Here is a 17793-nt window from a genome sequence, read left to right as displayed (position 1 = left end):
ATTATTCGTATATGAGAGGGAGAGGGTCATGCTTCGAAAATTGACACGGGAAGAACTGGAAGAGAAAATTAGGAACCGGAAGACGGCAGAACAACTGGATCTGCACGGCATTTTGCTGGAGGATATGGATTTGTCAGGCTGGGATCTTCACAACATCAACTTTAATAAAAGCGATATCCGTAATGTGAATCTGGATGGAGCGAATATGGCTTATATTAAGGCTGACAATGCATTTTTCGGAGGCTCGACCCTGCGGGGTACGAACCTTTCCGGAGCAGATCTGCACTCGGCTGACCTGCGGGGATGCAATATGGCTGGCGCGGATATCAGGGGGGGCAAATATGCTGGCATCGGCCCTGGAGCGGGCAGATCTTACGGATATAAAGACGGATGATAAGACAAAATATTTTCATCTTTATTGTCCGGAGACGGAGCCATTCATTGGGTGGAAGGTGTGCTATGGCAGACGGATCGTGCAGCTGCTGATACCAAGAGATGCAAAGCGCGTATCCGGCACCACCAACGAGGTACGGTGCGACAAGGCCAAGGTGCTTACCATCAAGAGCGTGGATTACAAAGAGAACTACGAAGATGCCCATGCCTACGTGGATGAGAACTTTGTGTACCGGGCAGGCGAGATGGTATATGCAAAGAACTTTAACCCGGACCGCTTTGTAGATTCCGGAGGCGGAATACACGTGTGGATGACCCGGGAAGAGGCGATTGCCTATCTGGGATAGGACATTCATTTTGAGGAAGAGTGCGACCGATGCTGGTCATGCCCTTCCTCTAACTTTTTCAAATGATTCAAAAAAGAAAGGGGCTAAAATCGGTATTGAACCGACAGCCCCTTTTTGGATATTCTTTTGTAATCTGGCTTTTATGCTTCAGTTTTTCTCTTTTTTGCATGAATGTTAATTTCGGTCGTGTATCTTTCCGGATGTTTTCTTCTATCTCTCAATTCAGCACATGCCGTATAGAGAACGTCGGTAGAAGAGTTCAGTCCTGTCTCGCAGGAATCCTGAATAACGCCTACAATGAAACCAACGCCTACAACCTGCATTGCCACGTCATTGGAGATACCAAATAAACTACATGCCATAGGAATCAGAAGAAGAGAACCGCCTGCAACACCGGATGCACCGGCAGCACTCAGCGCAGATAATACGCAGAGGATGAATGCGGTCGGGAAGTCTACGGAGATACCCATTGTATGTGCGGCAGCCAATGCCATTGTTGAGATGGTGATAGCTGCTCCGGCCATGTTGATGGTTGCTCCGAGAGGAATGGAGATAGAATAAGTATCCTCATCCAGACCCATATCTTCACAAAGTTCCATATTTACAGGGATATTTGCTGCGGAACTTCTTGTAAAGAATGCAGTAATAAAACTCCTTGAAAGACATTTGAATACAAGCGGGAATGGATTTGTCCTTGTGCAGAGGAATACGATAATTGGATTCATAACCAGTGCCACAAATGCCATAGAGCCTACAAGTACCACGATCAGTCTTCCGTATGTAAGCAGAGCACCCAGTCCCTCTGTGGAGATCGTTGCGAAAATAAGACCCATAATACCGAACGGCGCACAACTGATGATCCATTTAACAGCCTGTGCAACAGCCTCGGAAATGTTATCAAGCGCTGTCTTTGTACCGTCGCTTGCTTTTTTAAGGGCAATACCGAAGATAACCGCCCACGCAAGAATACCAATATAGTTTGCATTTACGATGGAGTCTACCGGGTTTGCCACAACGTTCATAAGCAGGTTGGTCAATACTTCTACTACACCGCTCGGAGGTGCGACGTCACTTTCAGCAGCCTCGGTAAGCGTCAGCGTAATAGGAGCGACGTAACTTGCCAGTACGGCTACAAGCGCAGATAGAAGGTTGCCGAGAAGATACAGAATAACAATAAATTTCATGTTTGTCTTCTGACCTTTCCCCATACGGCATAAAGCACTCATAACGAGGAAGAATACCAGGATTGGAGCAACACCTTTCAGGGCTCCTACGAATAATTGACCCAGAATAGAAATTCCTGATGCCTGTGGAACAGTCAGACCGAGAATAATACCAAGAATTAATCCGCAGATGATCCTGAGTACAAGGCTGACACTGTTCCATTTGTTAATAATGTTTTTCATGTTTCTCATTTCGCAGATATATGTACAATAAATATACCTGCTTTCCTCTCTTTCTTTTTAGTTTCGTTTTCCCCAACGTATAACCATTATCTCATAAACTTGTGGATAATGCTACATAAATTAAAATTTAACAATCTTTTTTTGTAAATTAATGACATCAAAAAATGGGCGATTATGCAAAAAATAGGGAGTATTGTACAAGGAAAATTAGAATCCGTCATTGTATATGGAGAAAATGGGTGCTATAATTAACACGAAAAGAATCGTCTGGGGTAGACGAAAAAAATTGGGAGGTTTTAATCATGGTAGAAATTAAGAATGATGGAATGATGTGGGCACTCGTAAAAGAAAAGCCGGAAGAAGGCTTGTGGATGAAGAGAGTCCCAATTCCAGAAGTTGGGCCGAATGATGTTAAGATTAAGATTCACAAAACCGCGATTTGTGGAACAGATGTACATATTTACCAGTGGAATGATTGGGCACAGCATACAATTCCGATTGGACTTACTGCAGGACACGAGTACGTTGGAGAGATCGTGGAAGTAGGAGACGGCGTACAGGGATTTAAGATTGGGGATCTGGTATCCGGCGAAGGCCATATTACTTGCGGCAAATGCAGGAACTGCCTGGAAGGCCATAAGGAAAACTGCAAGGATGCAAAGGGCGTGGGCGTTAACAGAAACGGAGCATTTGCCGAGTATCTTGTAATTCCTTCCTCCAATGTATGGCCATGCAACCCGGCAATTCCGGAAGAGATGTATGCAATTTTCGATCCATTTGGAAATGCTACGCATACAGCCCTCTCTTATGAAGTTCTGGGCGAAGATGTCCTGATCGCAGGAGCAGGCCCGATCGGTATCATGGCAGCGGCAATCGTAAAATTCTCTGGAGCAAGACATGTTGTTGTGACAGACTTGAACGACTACCGCCTGGACCTTGCAAAGAAATTGGGCGCGACCAGAACCGTTAATCTTAAAGAAGAGAAACTGGCTGATGTTATGAAAGAGATCGGCATGACAGAAGGATTTGACGTAGGACTTGAAATGTCCGGATCTCAGGCAGGACTTGGCGATATGATCCATAATATGAAGCACGGCGGAAAGATCGCTCTTCTGGGACTTCAGAGAACAGATGCTACGGTAGACCTTGAGACGGTAATCTTTAACGGACTGAACCTTAGAGGAATCTATGGAAGAAAGGTTTGGGATACCTGGTACAAGATGTCCACAATGCTTCAGGCAGGCCTTGATATCTCTGATATCATCACGCACCGCTTTGATATCAAAGACTACGAAAAAGGCTTTGAGGCAATGATTTCCGGAATGTCCGGAAAAGTCATCTTAGACTGGGCGCATGTTAATGATTAATAAATAAGAAAAAGGAAGGGTTGATACCAATGGCACGTAAAGACGATATTTTAAGCATTTATACGAAAGAAGTAGAGGATATTAAAGAAGCAGGCCTTTTTAAGGGCGAGGCTCCGTTCGTATCTCCTCAGGGAGCTAAAGTAACGATGGAAGACGGCAGAGAACTTCTCTGCATGTGCGCGAATAACTATCTTGGACTGGGCGACAGTCCGCGCCTGATCGAGGCAGCAAAGAAAACATATGATGAAAAGGGATATGGAGTTGCCTCCGTTCGTTTCATCTGCGGAACGCAGGATATACATAAGAAGTTAGAGAAAAAGATTTCTGATTTCCTGGGAACCGATGACACGATTCTTTATTCTTCCTGCTTCGATGCTAACGGAGGATTATTTGAGACAATTCTTACAGCAGAAGATGCGGTGATCAGCGACGAATTAAACCATGCTTCCATTATTGACGGCGTACGTCTCTGCAAGGCAAAACGTTTCCGCTATAAGAATAACGATATGGAAGATCTGGAAGCAAAATTAAAAGAAGCAGATGAAGCTGGAGCAAGAGTTAAATTGATCGCCACTGACGGCGTATTCTCTATGGACGGAATCATCTGCAACTTAAAAGGCGTATGCGATCTTGCGGACAAGTATAATGCGCTGGTTATGGTAGACGACAGCCATGCAGTAGGATTCGTAGGAAAGACAGGCCGTGGAACACCGGAATACTGCGGAGTACAGGGACGTGTGGACATTATCACAGGAACCCTTGGAAAAGCATTAGGCGGAGCATCCGGCGGATATACGTCAGGACGTAAGGAAATCATCGACCTCCTTCGCCAGAGAAGCCGTCCGTACTTATTCTCCAACTCCCTTGCACCAGCAATCGCAGGCGCAAGCATCGAATTGTTCGATATGCTGGATGAAAGCACGGAACTGCGTGACCATCTGGAAGAAGTAACCGCATACTACCGTAAGGAACTGGTAGACAACGGATTCGATATTATACCAGGAACCCACCCATGCGTACCGGTTATGCTGTACGATGAGAAGACTGCAGCAGAATTTGCAAAACGCATGATGGACAAAGGCGTTTATGTAGTTGCATTCTCCTATCCGGTAGTGCCGAAGGGAAAAGCAAGAATCCGTACCCAGGTATGCGCAAGCCATACAAAAGAGGATATCGATTTTATCGTTAAGTGCTTCAAAGAAGTGCGCGAAGAGATGAAATAATGGAAATAATGAACACGTAACATTTTTCACATGGACACGTAACACTTTTAAAAAGTGTTACGTGTCCATGTGACATAACAGGTGTGTAATATTTCCTAAACTGGTGTGTAAATATGAAAAATACCCTGTGTAATAATGAAAGAAGGGGTATTGTGAAAAACAGAAGAAGGCGGGAAAGTTTTACCGGCTTATATCATGTGGTAGTAAAAGGAATCAATAAAGAAAGGATATTTGATCAGCAACGCGAAAAAGTTTATCTGAAAAAATTATTCTGGAGTTTAAAGAGAAATACGGCATAGAAATTTATGCTTATTGTATCATGTCTAATCATGCCCACTTTATCATCAGGGCAGAACTTAATGAATTATCATCATTTATGGCCAGAGTCTTGGCAAAATACGCATTTTATTACAATTTTAAGCACAATAGAAACGGTCATGTTTTTCAGAATCGTTTTATGAGTGAATGTATTGAGAGTGAGTCATATTACTGGACTTGTCTCAGATATATCCATTTGAATCCAGTAAAGGCAAATATGGTAAAAAGGGTTGTCCGATATAAATATAGCAGTATGGGCGAATATTTTACAGAAACCAAAGGATTGATCTGCGAAAAGGCATTTGAAATGTATAAAAAACATTTCAAAACGTATAACGATTTCGAAGAGTTTCATGAATTTAGTTATATTCATAATCAAATTTTTCAAGATATTACTAGCGAAGTTGAGGAACAAAGAAGAGAAGTAGCTTTGAACTTGGCAAAGGAACTATTTGCAAAAAAAGAACTTCTTCTATTAAGCCAAATATTTGAAGAAAAAGAAAACCGAGAAGAATATATTCAACAGATAAGGCAAACGCTAAAAGTATCAATGCGCAAAGCGCGGGATATATGCATTATGGTGAAGAATCAAGTTGATAATGGATAACAAAAGTGCACAGGGTATTTTTCATATTTACACACCAGTTTGAACAGAAAAGTACACCAGTTATGCAGGTGGAACACGTAACATTTTTTAAAAATGTTACGTGCTAAAGTTAAAAGTGTTACGCGTTCATGTTAAAAATGTTACGTGTCATATGGTGCTATCCTGTGTTATACTATAATGAACGAAAGGAGATTAAAACAATGGACAGAAAAAATGCATGGAAAACATACAGTCCTGCACAATTGCAGGAATTAGAACAGACCAATGAAAAATACAAATCCTGCCTTGACGCAGGAAAGACTGAGCGCGAGTGTATAAGACTGACGGTCAGCATGATAGAAGAAAAAGGCTACAAAAGCCTGGACGAGGTTAAAAAATCCAACGCCGGCCTGAAACCAGGCGACAAGGTATATGCAGTATGCATGGACAAGAGCATTACAATCTTCAATATAGGGGAGCAGCCGCTGGAGAATGGAATGAATATCCTGGGCGCGCACATTGATTCCCCGCGTATCGATGTAAAGCAGAATCCTCTTTACGAAAATGAAGAATTGGCTTACCTGGACACGCACTACTATGGCGGTATTAAAAAATATCAGTGGGTAACGCTTCCTTTGGCTCTGCACGGTGTTATCGCCAAGAAAGACGGCACAATTGTGGAAGTAAATATTGGGGAAAAAGATGACGATCCGGTATTTGTGATTACGGATCTTCTGGTACACCTGGCATCCAAGCAGTTAGAGAAAAAAGCGAATGTCGTGATAGAAGGCGAGAAACTTGATCTGCTCTTTGGCAGCCGTCCTATCGAACAGAATGACGATCTGGACAAGGAAGAAAAAGAGGCGGTCAAAGCCAACATTATGAAACTTCTTCAAGAATATTATAATATGGAAGAGGAAGACTTCGTTTCCGCTGAATTGGAGATTGTGCCTGCAGGACGCGCAAGAGATTGCGGACTTGACCGCAGCATGATTATGGCCTATGGGCAGGATGACCGCGTGTGCGCATTTACCTCTCTATTTGCCATGCTGGATGTAGAAAAGGTTGACCGCACCGCTTGCTGCATTCTGGTAGATAAAGAGGAGATTGGAAGTGTTGGCGCGACAGGCATGCATTCCAGATTTTTTGAAAATGTAATTGCAGAACTTGTGGCATTAAGCGGAAGCGAGTCCGAACTGAAAGTAAGAAGAGCCCTCCAGAACTCCAAAATGCTTTCTTCTGACGTGAGTGCTGCTTATGATCCAATGTTTGCAGAGGCTTTTGAGAAACGCAGTTCTGCATTTTTCTCCAAAGGACTGGTATTTAATAAATTTACAGGGAGCCGGGGAAAGAGTGGGTCTAATGATGCCAATGCTGAATATTTAGCCGTGATCCGCAATGCCATGGATGCCGAAGAAGTTGCATATCAATTTGCTGAACTGGGCAAGGTGGATATTGGCGGAGGAGGCACCATTGCCTATATTATGGCCAATTATGGCATGGAGGTCATTGATAGCGGCGTTGCAGTGCTGTGCATGCATGCGCCCTGGGAAGTGACCAGCAAGGCGGATGTCTATGAAGCCTATAAAGGATACAAGGCTTTTCTGGCAATTAAATAGAATATTGGAAGATAGCAAAAAAGGAAGTGACAGAGACAGCCGCTTCCTTTTCGTGACTGTAATAAAGTGTTAAAAATAGCAGGATTCCAGATAGAGGAGGAAGAAGAAATGAGTAGACAAGTAACCGTAGCGATTGCAGGATTAGGAAATCGCGGAAGGGACGTATATGCTCCTTTTGCGGAAATGTTTCCTGAGCGCATGAAGATCGTGGCGATAGCCGACCCTATTCCTGAAAGGATAGAAGAGGTGGCTGGGCGGTACCATATTCCTTTGGAAAAATGTTTTAGCAGTGCGGAAGAAATGCTGGAGCAGGATAAATTGGCAGATGCGGCCTTTATAACAACCCAGGATCGCCAGCATGCGACGCAGGCAATAAAGGCAATGGAAAAAGGATATGACATCCTTCTGGAAAAGCCGATATCGCCGAACCTTAAGGAGTGTCGGATGGTGGCGGAGGCAGCAGAAAAATATGGAAGGAACGTCGTAGTATGCCATGTTTTAAGATATACGCCATTTTATCAGGAAATAAAAAGAATCATCGATTCTGGAACTATTGGTGATGTAGTCAGCGTCATGGGGATAATGAATGTAGGATATTGGCATCAGGCCCACAGTTTTGTGCGAGGCAACTGGGCAAATTCTGATGTTACCAGCCCGATGATTCTGCAGAAATGCTGCCACGATATGGATCTATACCTTTGGCTTACTGGCAAGACTTGCAGATCCGTATCTTCATTTGGAAATACATATCATTTCAAGAAAGAAAATGCGCCCGCAGGGGCGGCAAGCCGATGTACGAAAGGCTGCAAAGCAAAAAAAGATTGTATCTTTGATGCGGAGAAGATCTATTTAATCAATGAAGATACAGGAGTGCTGGCCGGAAATGTAGGGTGGCCGGCGGAAGTACTGTCCTCTCGCCCAGATGAGGCCAGCATTAGAAAGGCTATAGAGGAAGGGCCGTATGGCAGATGTGTCTACGATTGTGACAATAATGTAGTTGACCATCAGATTGTCAATATGGAGATGACGGATGGAGCAAGTATGAGCCTTGCTATGAGCGGATTTACGCCGGATGTTTCCCGCTATACCAAGTTTATGGGAACCAGAGGGCAGATTATCGCGGACATGGGGGCAAACATGATTACGCTTTCAAGATTTGGCAAGAAAGAAGAGATAATTGATGTATCCAAACTCGCGGAAGACTTTTCAGGGCATGGCGGAGGCGAAAGAAGGATGGTAGAAGCATTCCTTGACTTGATTACTGGAGAGGGGGAAGCAGATGACACCATAACCTCTGTTGCGCGTTCCGTAGAAAGCCATGTCATTGCGCTTGCGGCGGAAGAGTCCAGGCAAAATGGAGGAAAAGTAATTTACCTGGATGAGACGCGTCAGGAACGGGAGGGTGGCATGTGAGAAATGTATGCCAAAGTGCCGGAAGATTAAGCAAAACCCCTTGACGAACCCTGTCAAAACCAGTACAATATTATGTGCGACTTAGAAAGTAAAATTAGTTTAGGAGGTCATGACAAATGGCAAAATGGGTTTATATGTTTACAGAAGGTAACGCGACCATGAGAAACCTTCTGGGTGGAAAAGGTGCCAACCTTGCTGAAATGACAAATTTAGGTCTTCCAGTACCACAGGGCTTCACAATTACCACAGAGGCTTGTACTCAGTACTATGAGGATGGAAGAAAAATTAACGACGAAATCATGGCACAGATCATGGAATCCATCACAAAGATGGAAGAAATTACAGGTAAGAAATTCGGAGATAAAGAAAACCCGCTTCTTGTATCTGTTCGTTCAGGAGCAAGGGCATCAATGCCGGGTATGATGGACACAATCCTGAACCTTGGATTAAATGAAGAAGTTGTTGAAGTATTGGCTGCTAAGTCCGGCAACCCACGTTGGGCTTGGGACTGCTACAGAAGATTCATCCAGATGTATTCTGATGTAGTTATGGAAGTAGGAAAGAAATACTTTGAAGAACTGATCGATAAGATGAAAGCAGAAAAGGGCGTTACACAGGACGTTGACCTTACAGCAGAAGACCTGAAAGTGCTTGCTGAGCAGTTCAAGGCTGAATACAAAGAAAAGATTGGCGAAGAATTCCCGACTGATCCAAAGGAACAGCTTATGGGAGCTATCAAAGCCGTATTCCGTTCATGGGACAACCCAAGAGCTAACGTATACCGTCGTGACAATGATATCCCATATTCCTGGGGTACAGCTGTTAACGTACAGATGATGGCATTTGGTAACATGGGCGATACATCAGGTACAGGTGTTGCATTTACTCGTGACCCAGCTACTGGCGAGAAGAAGCTTATGGGCGAGTTCCTTATGAACGCTCAGGGCGAGGACGTTGTAGCAGGTGTCCGCACTCCTCAGAAGATTGATCAGCTTAAAGAAGTTATGCCAGAAGTGTACAACCAGTTCGTAGAGATCTGCCACAAACTGGAAGACCATTACAGAGATATGCAGGATATGGAGTTTACAATCGAAGATAAGAAACTCTACATGCTGCAGACACGTAACGGTAAGAGAACAGCCCAGGCTGCTCTGAAGATTGCCTGCGATTTAGTTGATGAGGGCATGATTACAGAAGAAAAAGCCGTTGCAATGATCGATCCTAGAAACTTAGATACATTACTTCATCCTCAGTTCGATACTGCCGAACTTAAGAAGGCAGTGCCGGTTGGAAAGGCACTTGGCGCTTCTCCAGGAGCAGCTTGCGGTAAGATCGTATTTACTGCAGATGATGCAAAAGAATGGGCTGCAAGAGGCGAGAAAGTCGTACTTGTACGTCTTGAGACTTCACCGGAAGATATTGAAGGTATGAAAGCTGCACAGGGAATCCTGACAGTTCGTGGCGGTATGACATCACACGCTGCCGTTGTTGCTCGTGGAATGGGTACATGCTGTGTATCTGGCTGTGGCGATATCGCTATGGATGAAGAAAACAAGAAATTCACCCTTGGCGGAAAAGAATACCATGAAGGAGATGCTCTTTCCCTTGATGGATCTACAGGAAACATCTATGATGGCCTGATTCCTACTGTTGATGCTACAATCGCAGGAGAGTTCGGAAGAATTATGGGATGGGCTGACAAATATAGAACAATGAAGGTTCGTACAAATGCAGATACTCCTGCAGATGCTAAGAAGGCACGCGAACTTGGAGCAGAAGGTATCGGACTTTGCCGTACAGAGCATATGTTCTTTGAAGGCGACAGAATCGATGCATTCCGTGAGATGATCTGTTCTGATACAGTAGAAGAAAGAGAAGCAGCGCTTGAGAAGATCCTCCCAGTACAGCAGGGAGACTTTGAAGGACTGTTTGAAGCGCTGGAAGGAAATCCGGTTACTATCCGTTTCTTAGACCCGCCGCTTCATGAGTTCGTTCCAACAGAAGAAGAAGACATCAAGAAACTTGCAGATGCTCAGGGCAAGACTGTTGAGCAGATTAAGACAATCATTGATTCTCTTCACGAATTCAACCCAATGATGGGACACCGTGGATGCCGTCTTGCAGTTACTTATCCAGAGATTGCTAAGATGCAGACAAAAGCAGTTATCCGTGCTGCAATCAATGTACAGAAAGCACACGCTGACTGGAAGGTTTGCCCAGAGATCATGATTCCATTGGTTGGAGATATCAAAGAGTTCAAATTTGTTAAGAAGATCGTTGTTGAGACAGCAGACGCTGAAATTGCAGCAGCAGGAAGCGACCTTAAGTACGAAGTTGGTACCATGATCGAGATTCCTAGAGCATGTCTGACAGCAGATGATATCGCAAAAGAGGCTGACTTCTTCTGCTTCGGTACAAATGACTTGACACAGATGACATTTGGCTTCTCTCGTGATGATGCTGGCAAGTTCTTAGATGCTTACTATGATGCTAAGATCTTCGAGAACGATCCATTTGCTAAACTTGACCAGACAGGCGTAGGCTCATTGATGGAAATGGCTATCGCTAAGGGAAGACCAGCAAATGAGAAACTTCATGTTGGTATCTGTGGCGAGCATGGTGGAGACCCATCTTCTGTAGAATTCTGCAACAAGTTAGGCCTTAACTATGTATCTTGCTCACCATTCCGCGTGCCGATCGCAAGACTGGCTGCAGCACAGGCTGCAATCGCAGAAAAGAATGCATAATTAAATCACAAGATATTTTGACGCAGGGGCAGTACGCCTCTGCGTCTTTTCGATATTGAGGAAAATATATTTTAATAAAGTTCAACAAGGATAGCAGTCAGCAACGTAATGCACTTAAGAAAATTCGCAATCGAAGCCATTCTTGAAGCCTTAGATATTAGAAAGGCTTATCAACGTCTTGGAAAAATAAAAAGTAGTAGAGAAGATTGAAAGTTAGACAGCAATTTGGTAGTGCGAATATGGAGTATACATAAAAATCCCAGGAGATTCGCACCAAAAAAGTTGCACAAAAATTGAGTATTGTATTACAATATAGATTAAAGAGGAAAAGATATTAAAAGAAAACCGTAATATGTTACGAAAATAATGTTGTTTAATATTGATATTTGGATATGTTTGCTGTCGTTCCCTGTATAGGGAACGTGGATTGAAATACCATCTCCCTGTCTGATTAAATAGCAACCGGATTCGTCGTTCCCTGTATAGGGAACGTGGATTGAAATATCTGCAAGTTGTTTTTGAGTAAAACCGTTAACGTCGTTCCCTGTATAGGGAACGTGGATTGAAATTTCCTGTACCGGCCCAGAATTGATATAGCCTTCCGTCGTTCCCTGTATAGGGAACGTGGATTGAAATGTCAGAAAGAGTGTTTTTCCTATGCTTGACACAGGTCGTTCCCTGTATAGGGAACGTGGATTGAAATATCCTGTAATTCTACTGGTACGACTGTTGTAATGTCGTTCCCTGTATAGGGAACGTGGATTGAAATGTCTTTCTCGTCCATAACATCACAATAGTATTCGTCGTTCCCAATGCAGGGAACGAGGATTGAAATTGACAGGACGAGGCATTGGTACCAGTGCAGGGTCGTCGTTCCCTGCATTGGGAACGTGGATTGAAATATTCCTACACCCGTTTTCGTTTCAACAACGTCTGCGTCGTTCCCCTTGCGGGAACGAGGATTGAAATCATGTGTCCAGGGCATTGATGAGATTCTGTACTACGTCGTTCCCCATGTGGGAACGTGAATTGAAATTAAAGCATAGCCAGCAATGCTACAAAGTCAAATGCGTCGATCCCCACATGGGAACGCAAATTGGATTATTACCATAGTAGATATAGGCGCCCCTGTACAAGGTTGATCCACTTGTGAGAATCAGAATATAGATACCTCTTAATGGGCATAATAGTTTGATTGTTTACCACAACAAAAAGCAAGGCCTATTTTAAACAAACCATACTACGAAGTTATTAAAAATTAACTAACATGTTTAATTCATAATGATACATTTAAAGGGGAATAAAAGTGATTTTACGCAGAAATGCGAAAAGATTTATCAGTTTTGCATATATAGAGCAAATGCCCATAGTTCAGGGCGGCGGAGATTTTTCTCCGCCGCCCTGATTACAATACCAAGCCAAGCACCTACATCGCAGCATTAATTGCAGCCACAGCGCCATCTGCCACGGCTGTTGCAGCCTGGCGTACCTGCTTGACGCGGATATCGCCAGCAGCATATACGCCGGGAATGGAGGTTTCCATTTTTTCATTCACCGGAATATATCCGTTGTCTAACTTAAGTTCCGTATATAATTCGGTATTGGGATCAGCTCCTGCATATACGAAGATGCCACAGCCATCATCTTCGATAACATTAATCGTCCCATTTTTCTCATTAAGTATCTCCAATTTTTCTACATGGTTTTTTCCGTATACTTTGTTTAGCCTGGAAGCAAGACAGACCTTGATATTATCTGTCTGGCGAACTTTATTTAAGAATTCAGGAACACATCCTAACGTATCCTCAAAATGAATGATTGTAAGTTCTTTTGCAAACTGAGATAGATACAATGCTTCCTTAACCGCGCCGTCTGCGCCGCCTACTACATATATATTTTTGCCTTTATAGGATGGGCCATCTTTTGCAGCATTAAGGCCGATGCCTTTCCCGGAGAGTTCAGCCTCCCCTGGAATGCCAAGTGTTCTGGGGGTGGTTCCGTTTGCGAGGATGATTTTGGGCGCTTCATAATGATTACGGGATGTGGTTACCGCCTTTATATCACCTTCCAGAGTTACTTTCTCGACGTTTTCGTAGATGATTTCTACACCTGCCTCCAAAGCCTGTCGTTCCATTCTCTTGGCAAAGGTGGCCCCGGTTTCGCCGGGTACGATAGCAGAGTAGTGGGTAACGGTAGATACCTTTCCGATGATTCCGCCTACTGCATTTTTTTCAATAATCACTGTCTTTTTACCGCGGCTTACCGCATAGATTCCGGCACTGATACCGGCCGGACCGGCACCTATGATGATAATATCGTACATGAAGATACTTCCTTTCCTGAATAGAGGGTCAGAGAAGGGACTCCCCTACAGAATCAAGAGTTCCTTTAAGTTCCGTAAAAAATATATCACAATCAAACCATAATGTAAAATTATAGTTTTTTATATAATGATAAGAAAAATAAATAGACGCCCCGAAACAAGGCGTCTATTTAATGGAGCATATATAAAGAAAAGTGTATTTTTAGGCCAAGTACCAATTAAATACAATGAATCATATATAACTGTAATATATAATGACGCATCTACAATACGCTAAGCGCGATCGCATGAAGCTTATTCCTGGCAGAATCCGACCGGGACGTCATGACGATAGGGACGCCAGCGCCGATCACGGCGCTTCCGGTATTGAGTTCGGCAAAGTAGCGCAGAGACTTATCCAGGGCATTGCCGGTACACAGGTCCGGCATGAGCAGAATATCTGCCTTACCGGCAACTGGGCTGGTAATTCTCTTGCTGGCGGCAGCCTCCGGTGAGATGGCATTATCCATGGCCAGAGGGCCATCTATACGGCAGCCTTTAATCTGTCCTCGTTCACTGGCCTTGCTAAGCATAGCGGCATCAATGGTTTCCTGCATTTTTTCATTTATGACTTCTACCGGCGCAATGCAGGCCACGTTAGGGCATTCGATTCCGAGCCTATAAGCCAGAGCGACTGCATTTTGTATGATCTGCACCTTTTCTTTATAGGAAGGAGAGACATTAATGGCACAGTCGCTCAGCAGCACGAGCCGATTCTGTGCTGGGAACTCAGTGACTGTAATCTGACTAACAAGAGAGCCTGGGGCAACCAATCCGCATTCCTTGTGGAAGATTGCCTTTAGGAAGGCGGAAGTATGGAGAAGACCCTTCATAAGGGCATCCGCCTTGCCGGCAGAGGCCAGAAGGACGGCATGCTGGGCCGCTTTGGAATCATCGGGCTCATTGATAATGGTCCAGTCATCCGGCACTTCACCTAACTCCACCAGGATCGTACGGATTTGCGCGATCTGGCCAATCAGGATGAAGTCGGCAATCCCTTCCTTTCTGGCAGCAGACGCAGATGCAAGGACTTCTCTGTCATGAGCAGCAGCAACGGCAATCGTCTTTCGGATCGTCTTCTTTTTTATATCTTTTAACAGTTCCTCAAAATTATGGTACATAGTTTGCCTCCTTATGCTGTCTGGGAATCGTAATTCTGGAGTTCCTCTTCTTTGCGAAGCACGCGCAGTGCTCCTAAGGCCAGAGATTCTAGTTCATTCTCCCCGGGATAGGCAAGGACTGGAGCAAGAAAGGATACCCGGCTTTTAATCAGGCCCACGAAGTATTCCCAATAGGCCAGTCCGGCTGTGAGAAGGATGGCATCCACTTCGCCGCACATGGATGCAGCGATGCCTCCGATCTCTTTAACTACCTGGTAGGCCATTGCTTCGGTAACAGAGCGGGCCAGATCATCGCCGGAATCGATCCGGCGCTGTACTTCCTTTCCATCCACAGTACCGAGATAGGCCACCATGCCGCCTCTGCCATTGACGCGGCGCAGCATCTCATCCAGCGTATATTTGCCACTATAGCACAGTTTGATAAGTTCGCCTACCGGGAGGTCTCCGCTTCGCTCAAGAGCAAACGGGCCATCCCCGGCCAGCCCATTGTTTACATCAGTGATTTTTCCTTTTTCGTGGGCTGCTACGGTAATACCGCCTCCCATGTGGGCCACAATCAGATTTACATCCGTATACGCAATATGATGATCCCGACAGTACCTGCGCGCGGTTGCCCTGTGATTCAGCGCCTGAAAGGACGCAATCCTCTGGATCTCCGGAAGGCCGGAATAGGTTGCTTCCGGCCGCATCTCATTGCAGACGGGAGGATCCACAGTTAAGGCAGGAATCTGATATTTCGATGCAAGATCATAGGCAATCTGGCCGCCGATATTGCATGGGTGGTCGCCATAGAGGCCACATTGGGAATCCTTAAGCATCTGGGATGTAATCGCATAGGTGCCGCCTCTGACCGGACGAATGGTTCCTCCCCTGCTTACGATAGCATGGAAGTCTTCCAGGCGTTCTCCTTTTTCGGCCAGAAGCGTCTTAATAGCACCCAGCCGGTACTCATACTGATCCATGAAATGCAGATAGCGCGCGATATCTTCCCTGGGATGGGTGATCGTGTGAGTCCAGACTGGAGAATCGTCCAGATAGACGCCTACCTTTGTGGAAGTGGAGCCCATATTGATGATTAATAGACGATAGTTCATAAACGCCTCCTTATCCTATATTTAAAATGATACCAAAAAGTTCAATATAGAAAACGGCGTTTTGATATGTGAATTGTTATGGAAAATATAGCACAGAAAAAGAAGACAGTCAATAGAAAAGCAAAAAATAAAAGGGCTACATTACTGCAGTCCTTTCTGAATCTGTTCTGCGGCAAGATGAAGCGCCTGCAGATGTTTTTCTTTATTGGCAGCCATTCTGGTGGTCGGGCCGGAGGAACTGATTGCTGCTACCGGGCGGCCGGAGAAAGTTAGAATAGGAACCGCATAGCAGGTGAGTCCCACTTCAGCCTCCTCATTATCGCAGGAGTAGCCTTGTTCTTTTATCTGGCTGAGAATATTCAGCAGTTCCTTGGCATTTCGGATAGAATTAGGCGTCTGCCGGTCGAAATTGGCAGAGCGGATATACTGGTTGATGAATTGATCTGATTCATAGGCAAGTATGGCTTTTCCCGTTGCCGTAATGTGCGCATACTGAGTATAGCCAAGCATAATGTCCATTTTAAGCCAAAGAGTCCCAACGGATTTGTCTATGAAGGTAACATGGGTGGGATTATCCATAATGACCAGATGAGAGGATTCTCCAGTATCTTCCGAGATTCTGCAAAGGTGAGGGTGGATCAGGCTGATCAGTTCCATGCGGTTGTGAGCGATCTGTCCCAGGGTGGATACTTTGGCGCTGAGCCGGTATTTTGCATTCTCGCCCTTGGAGATGTAGCCGCATCTCTCTAAAGTAACGAGAAAACGAAAAGCCGTGCTTCGATTGATTCCCAGATAACGAGTCACGTCCGACGGGCTTAGTTCCTCGTATGCGAAGAATAAATCCATGATGGAAAGCGCATTTTCTACAGAGTGAAGAATATACTTGTCATTATTTTTCGCAATGGAATCGCTGGTGTTTTCTTCTTTCATATGGAATCCCCCTTTAATATTATAGGTACAGTTTAGCAGGAAAGAAAAATTACGTCAATGTCGTTTCGTATAATAAAACGGCGTTTATTAGTAATTGCTAAAAATGTGACTGAAAATTCTTGCAATTTGCCATATATAATTCAATTGACAATACTATAAACTGGATGTACTATAAAAATACAAAAAGTTCGATATAGGTAACAATGTTTTGTAAAGAGAAACAAAAGCGAAGAAACATGGCGGCGGCCTAATGAAAGATCATTTAAGTGGGACATCAGGTGAAAAGCAAGTAAAATGCAGGAAAAGGAGAGAATGTCATATGAAAGAAATCCGTTTGCACGGCCGGGGAGGCCAGGGAGTAGTCAAAGCTTCGCAGATTGTGGTGAAGGCAGTCGTACAGGAGAAGAAGCAAGGCCAGTTTATCCCGTTCTTCGGAGTAGAAAGAAAGGGTTCGCCGGTATTTGGATATCTAAGAATATCGCAACAGCCAATTAGAAGGAAGATGCAGGTCTATGAGCCGGATATTCTGATGATACTGGATGACTCCCTCGTTGTTCTTCCAGCCACCTATGAAGGCTTGAAAGAGGGAGGAACGATAATCATGAATACGGTAAAGCCGCTGGAGGAACTGAAGATTCCTTCTCAGGCAGGAAGCGTGGCTGTGGTGGATGCAACGGGCATTTCGGAAAAGATACTTGGAAGAAATATACCCAATACTGCTATGCTTGGAGCATTTGCCAAAGTTACAGGGCTTGTGGACAAGGAAATATTGTTCCAGGAGATAGAGGCTTCCTTCGGGGCAGCCAACAAGGAAGCGGCACAGATGGCATATGATCAGGTAAAGAGCGTGGAAGCGTAAGGAGGGAA

General features: G+C 44.5%; 15 protein-coding genes, 1 pseudogene and 1 CRISPR repeat array. Of the genes and pseudogenes, 11 read left to right on the top strand and 5 right to left on the bottom strand.

What is annotated here, in order from left to right; all coding sequences use genetic code 11:
• Positions 1–28: 28 nt before the first annotated feature.
• Together K0036_RS19155 and K0036_RS19150 are read left to right on the top strand one after the other, a co-directional pair.
• Positions 29–394, top strand: coding sequence for a pentapeptide repeat-containing protein (locus tag K0036_RS19155; protein ID WP_259283312.1), 366 nt, complete (start codon positions 29–31; stop codon positions 392–394).
• Complete coding sequence (locus K0036_RS19150) at positions 342–740, top strand: DUF5758 domain-containing protein (protein ID WP_259283311.1); 399 nt, start codon at positions 342–344, stop codon at positions 738–740. Before K0036_RS19155 ends, K0036_RS19150 begins: the two co-directional genes overlap by 53 nt.
• Before the next feature lie 140 nt (positions 741–880).
• Here the strand turns inward: K0036_RS19150 and sstT are convergent, their stop codons facing one another.
• Positions 881–2146 carry a serine/threonine transporter SstT gene (sstT, locus tag K0036_RS13970; protein ID WP_025642741.1) on the bottom strand — a complete coding sequence of 422 codons (1266 nt, stop codon included), beginning with the start codon at positions 2144–2146 and terminating at the stop codon, positions 881–883.
• Between the two features lie 302 nt (positions 2147–2448).
• Between sstT and tdh the strand changes: the two genes are divergently transcribed.
• The 8 genes and pseudogenes from tdh to ppdK all read left to right on the top strand — a co-directional run bounded on the left by tdh (position 2449) and on the right by ppdK (position 11419).
• Complete coding sequence (gene tdh, locus K0036_RS13965) at positions 2449–3513, top strand: L-threonine 3-dehydrogenase (RefSeq protein WP_025642743.1); 1065 nt, start codon at positions 2449–2451, stop codon at positions 3511–3513.
• Between the two features lie 29 nt (positions 3514–3542).
• Positions 3543–4736: a glycine C-acetyltransferase gene (locus tag K0036_RS13960; RefSeq protein ID WP_025642745.1), complete on the top strand. Its 1194-nt coding sequence runs from the start codon at positions 3543–3545 to the stop codon at positions 4734–4736.
• Between the two features lie 152 nt (positions 4737–4888).
• The gene (locus K0036_RS19145; protein ID WP_259283310.1) at positions 4889–5035 is read left to right on the top strand and encodes a hypothetical protein; all 147 of its coding nucleotides are present in this window, start codon (positions 4889–4891) and stop codon (positions 5033–5035) included.
• 20 nt (positions 5036–5055) lie between these two features.
• Positions 5056–5190 (top strand): annotated as a pseudogene (locus K0036_RS19590) (hypothetical protein); the annotation flags it as partial.
• Between the two features lie 60 nt (positions 5191–5250).
• Positions 5251–5661 (top strand): hypothetical protein, encoded by a 411-nt coding sequence (locus tag K0036_RS19135; protein ID WP_259283445.1) that lies wholly within the window; start codon positions 5251–5253, stop codon positions 5659–5661.
• 200 nt (positions 5662–5861) lie between these two features.
• Positions 5862–7259, top strand: coding sequence for an aminopeptidase (locus K0036_RS13950; protein WP_025642749.1), 1398 nt, complete (start codon positions 5862–5864; stop codon positions 7257–7259).
• Positions 7260–7367: 108 nt separating this feature from the next.
• Positions 7368–8672 carry a Gfo/Idh/MocA family protein gene (locus tag K0036_RS13945; protein ID WP_173693934.1) on the top strand — a complete coding sequence of 435 codons (1305 nt, stop codon included), beginning with the start codon at positions 7368–7370 and terminating at the stop codon, positions 8670–8672.
• Positions 8673–8788: 116 nt separating this feature from the next.
• Positions 8789–11419 carry a pyruvate, phosphate dikinase gene (gene ppdK, locus K0036_RS13940; protein WP_025642753.1) on the top strand — a complete coding sequence of 877 codons (2631 nt, stop codon included), beginning with the start codon at positions 8789–8791 and terminating at the stop codon, positions 11417–11419.
• 401 nt (positions 11420–11820) lie between these two features.
• Positions 11821–12321: direct repeats of the CRISPR family, unit length 33 nt; unit sequence GTCGTTCCCTGTATAGGGAACGTGGATTGAAAT.
• Between the two features lie 524 nt (positions 12322–12845).
• Here ppdK and K0036_RS13935 read toward each other — a convergent pair.
• From K0036_RS13935 to K0036_RS13920, 4 genes are all read right to left on the bottom strand, one after another.
• Positions 12846–13742, bottom strand: a complete 897-nt coding sequence (locus tag K0036_RS13935) for an NAD(P)/FAD-dependent oxidoreductase (protein WP_025642762.1) — start codon at positions 13740–13742, stop codon at positions 12846–12848.
• Positions 13743–14005: 263 nt separating this feature from the next.
• On the bottom strand, positions 14006–14902 hold the full coding sequence (locus K0036_RS13930; RefSeq protein WP_220430002.1) for a bifunctional enoyl-CoA hydratase/phosphate acetyltransferase: 897 nt from the start codon (positions 14900–14902) through the stop codon (positions 14006–14008).
• A gap of 11 nt (positions 14903–14913) precedes the next feature.
• The gene (gene buk, locus K0036_RS13925) at positions 14914–15996 is read right to left on the bottom strand and encodes a butyrate kinase (RefSeq protein ID WP_025642766.1); all 1083 of its coding nucleotides are present in this window, start codon (positions 15994–15996) and stop codon (positions 14914–14916) included.
• A gap of 141 nt (positions 15997–16137) precedes the next feature.
• A complete protein-coding gene (locus K0036_RS13920) occupies positions 16138–16926 on the bottom strand; it encodes an IclR family transcriptional regulator (RefSeq protein WP_025642768.1) in 789 nt (262 codons plus the stop codon).
• Positions 16927–17245: 319 nt separating this feature from the next.
• Here K0036_RS13920 and K0036_RS13915 point away from each other — a divergent pair, with 319 nt between their 5' ends.
• Positions 17246–17785 (top strand): 2-oxoacid:acceptor oxidoreductase family protein, encoded by a 540-nt coding sequence (locus tag K0036_RS13915; RefSeq protein WP_220430001.1) that lies wholly within the window; start codon positions 17246–17248, stop codon positions 17783–17785.
• Positions 17786–17793 lie beyond the last annotated feature (8 nt).

Origin of the sequence: [Clostridium] scindens (genome assembly GCF_019597925.1) — a bacterium.
In the GTDB taxonomy this organism is placed as follows: domain Bacteria; phylum Bacillota; class Clostridia; order Lachnospirales; family Lachnospiraceae; genus Clostridium_AP.
This window is presented reverse-complemented; position numbering and strand designations above follow the sequence as displayed.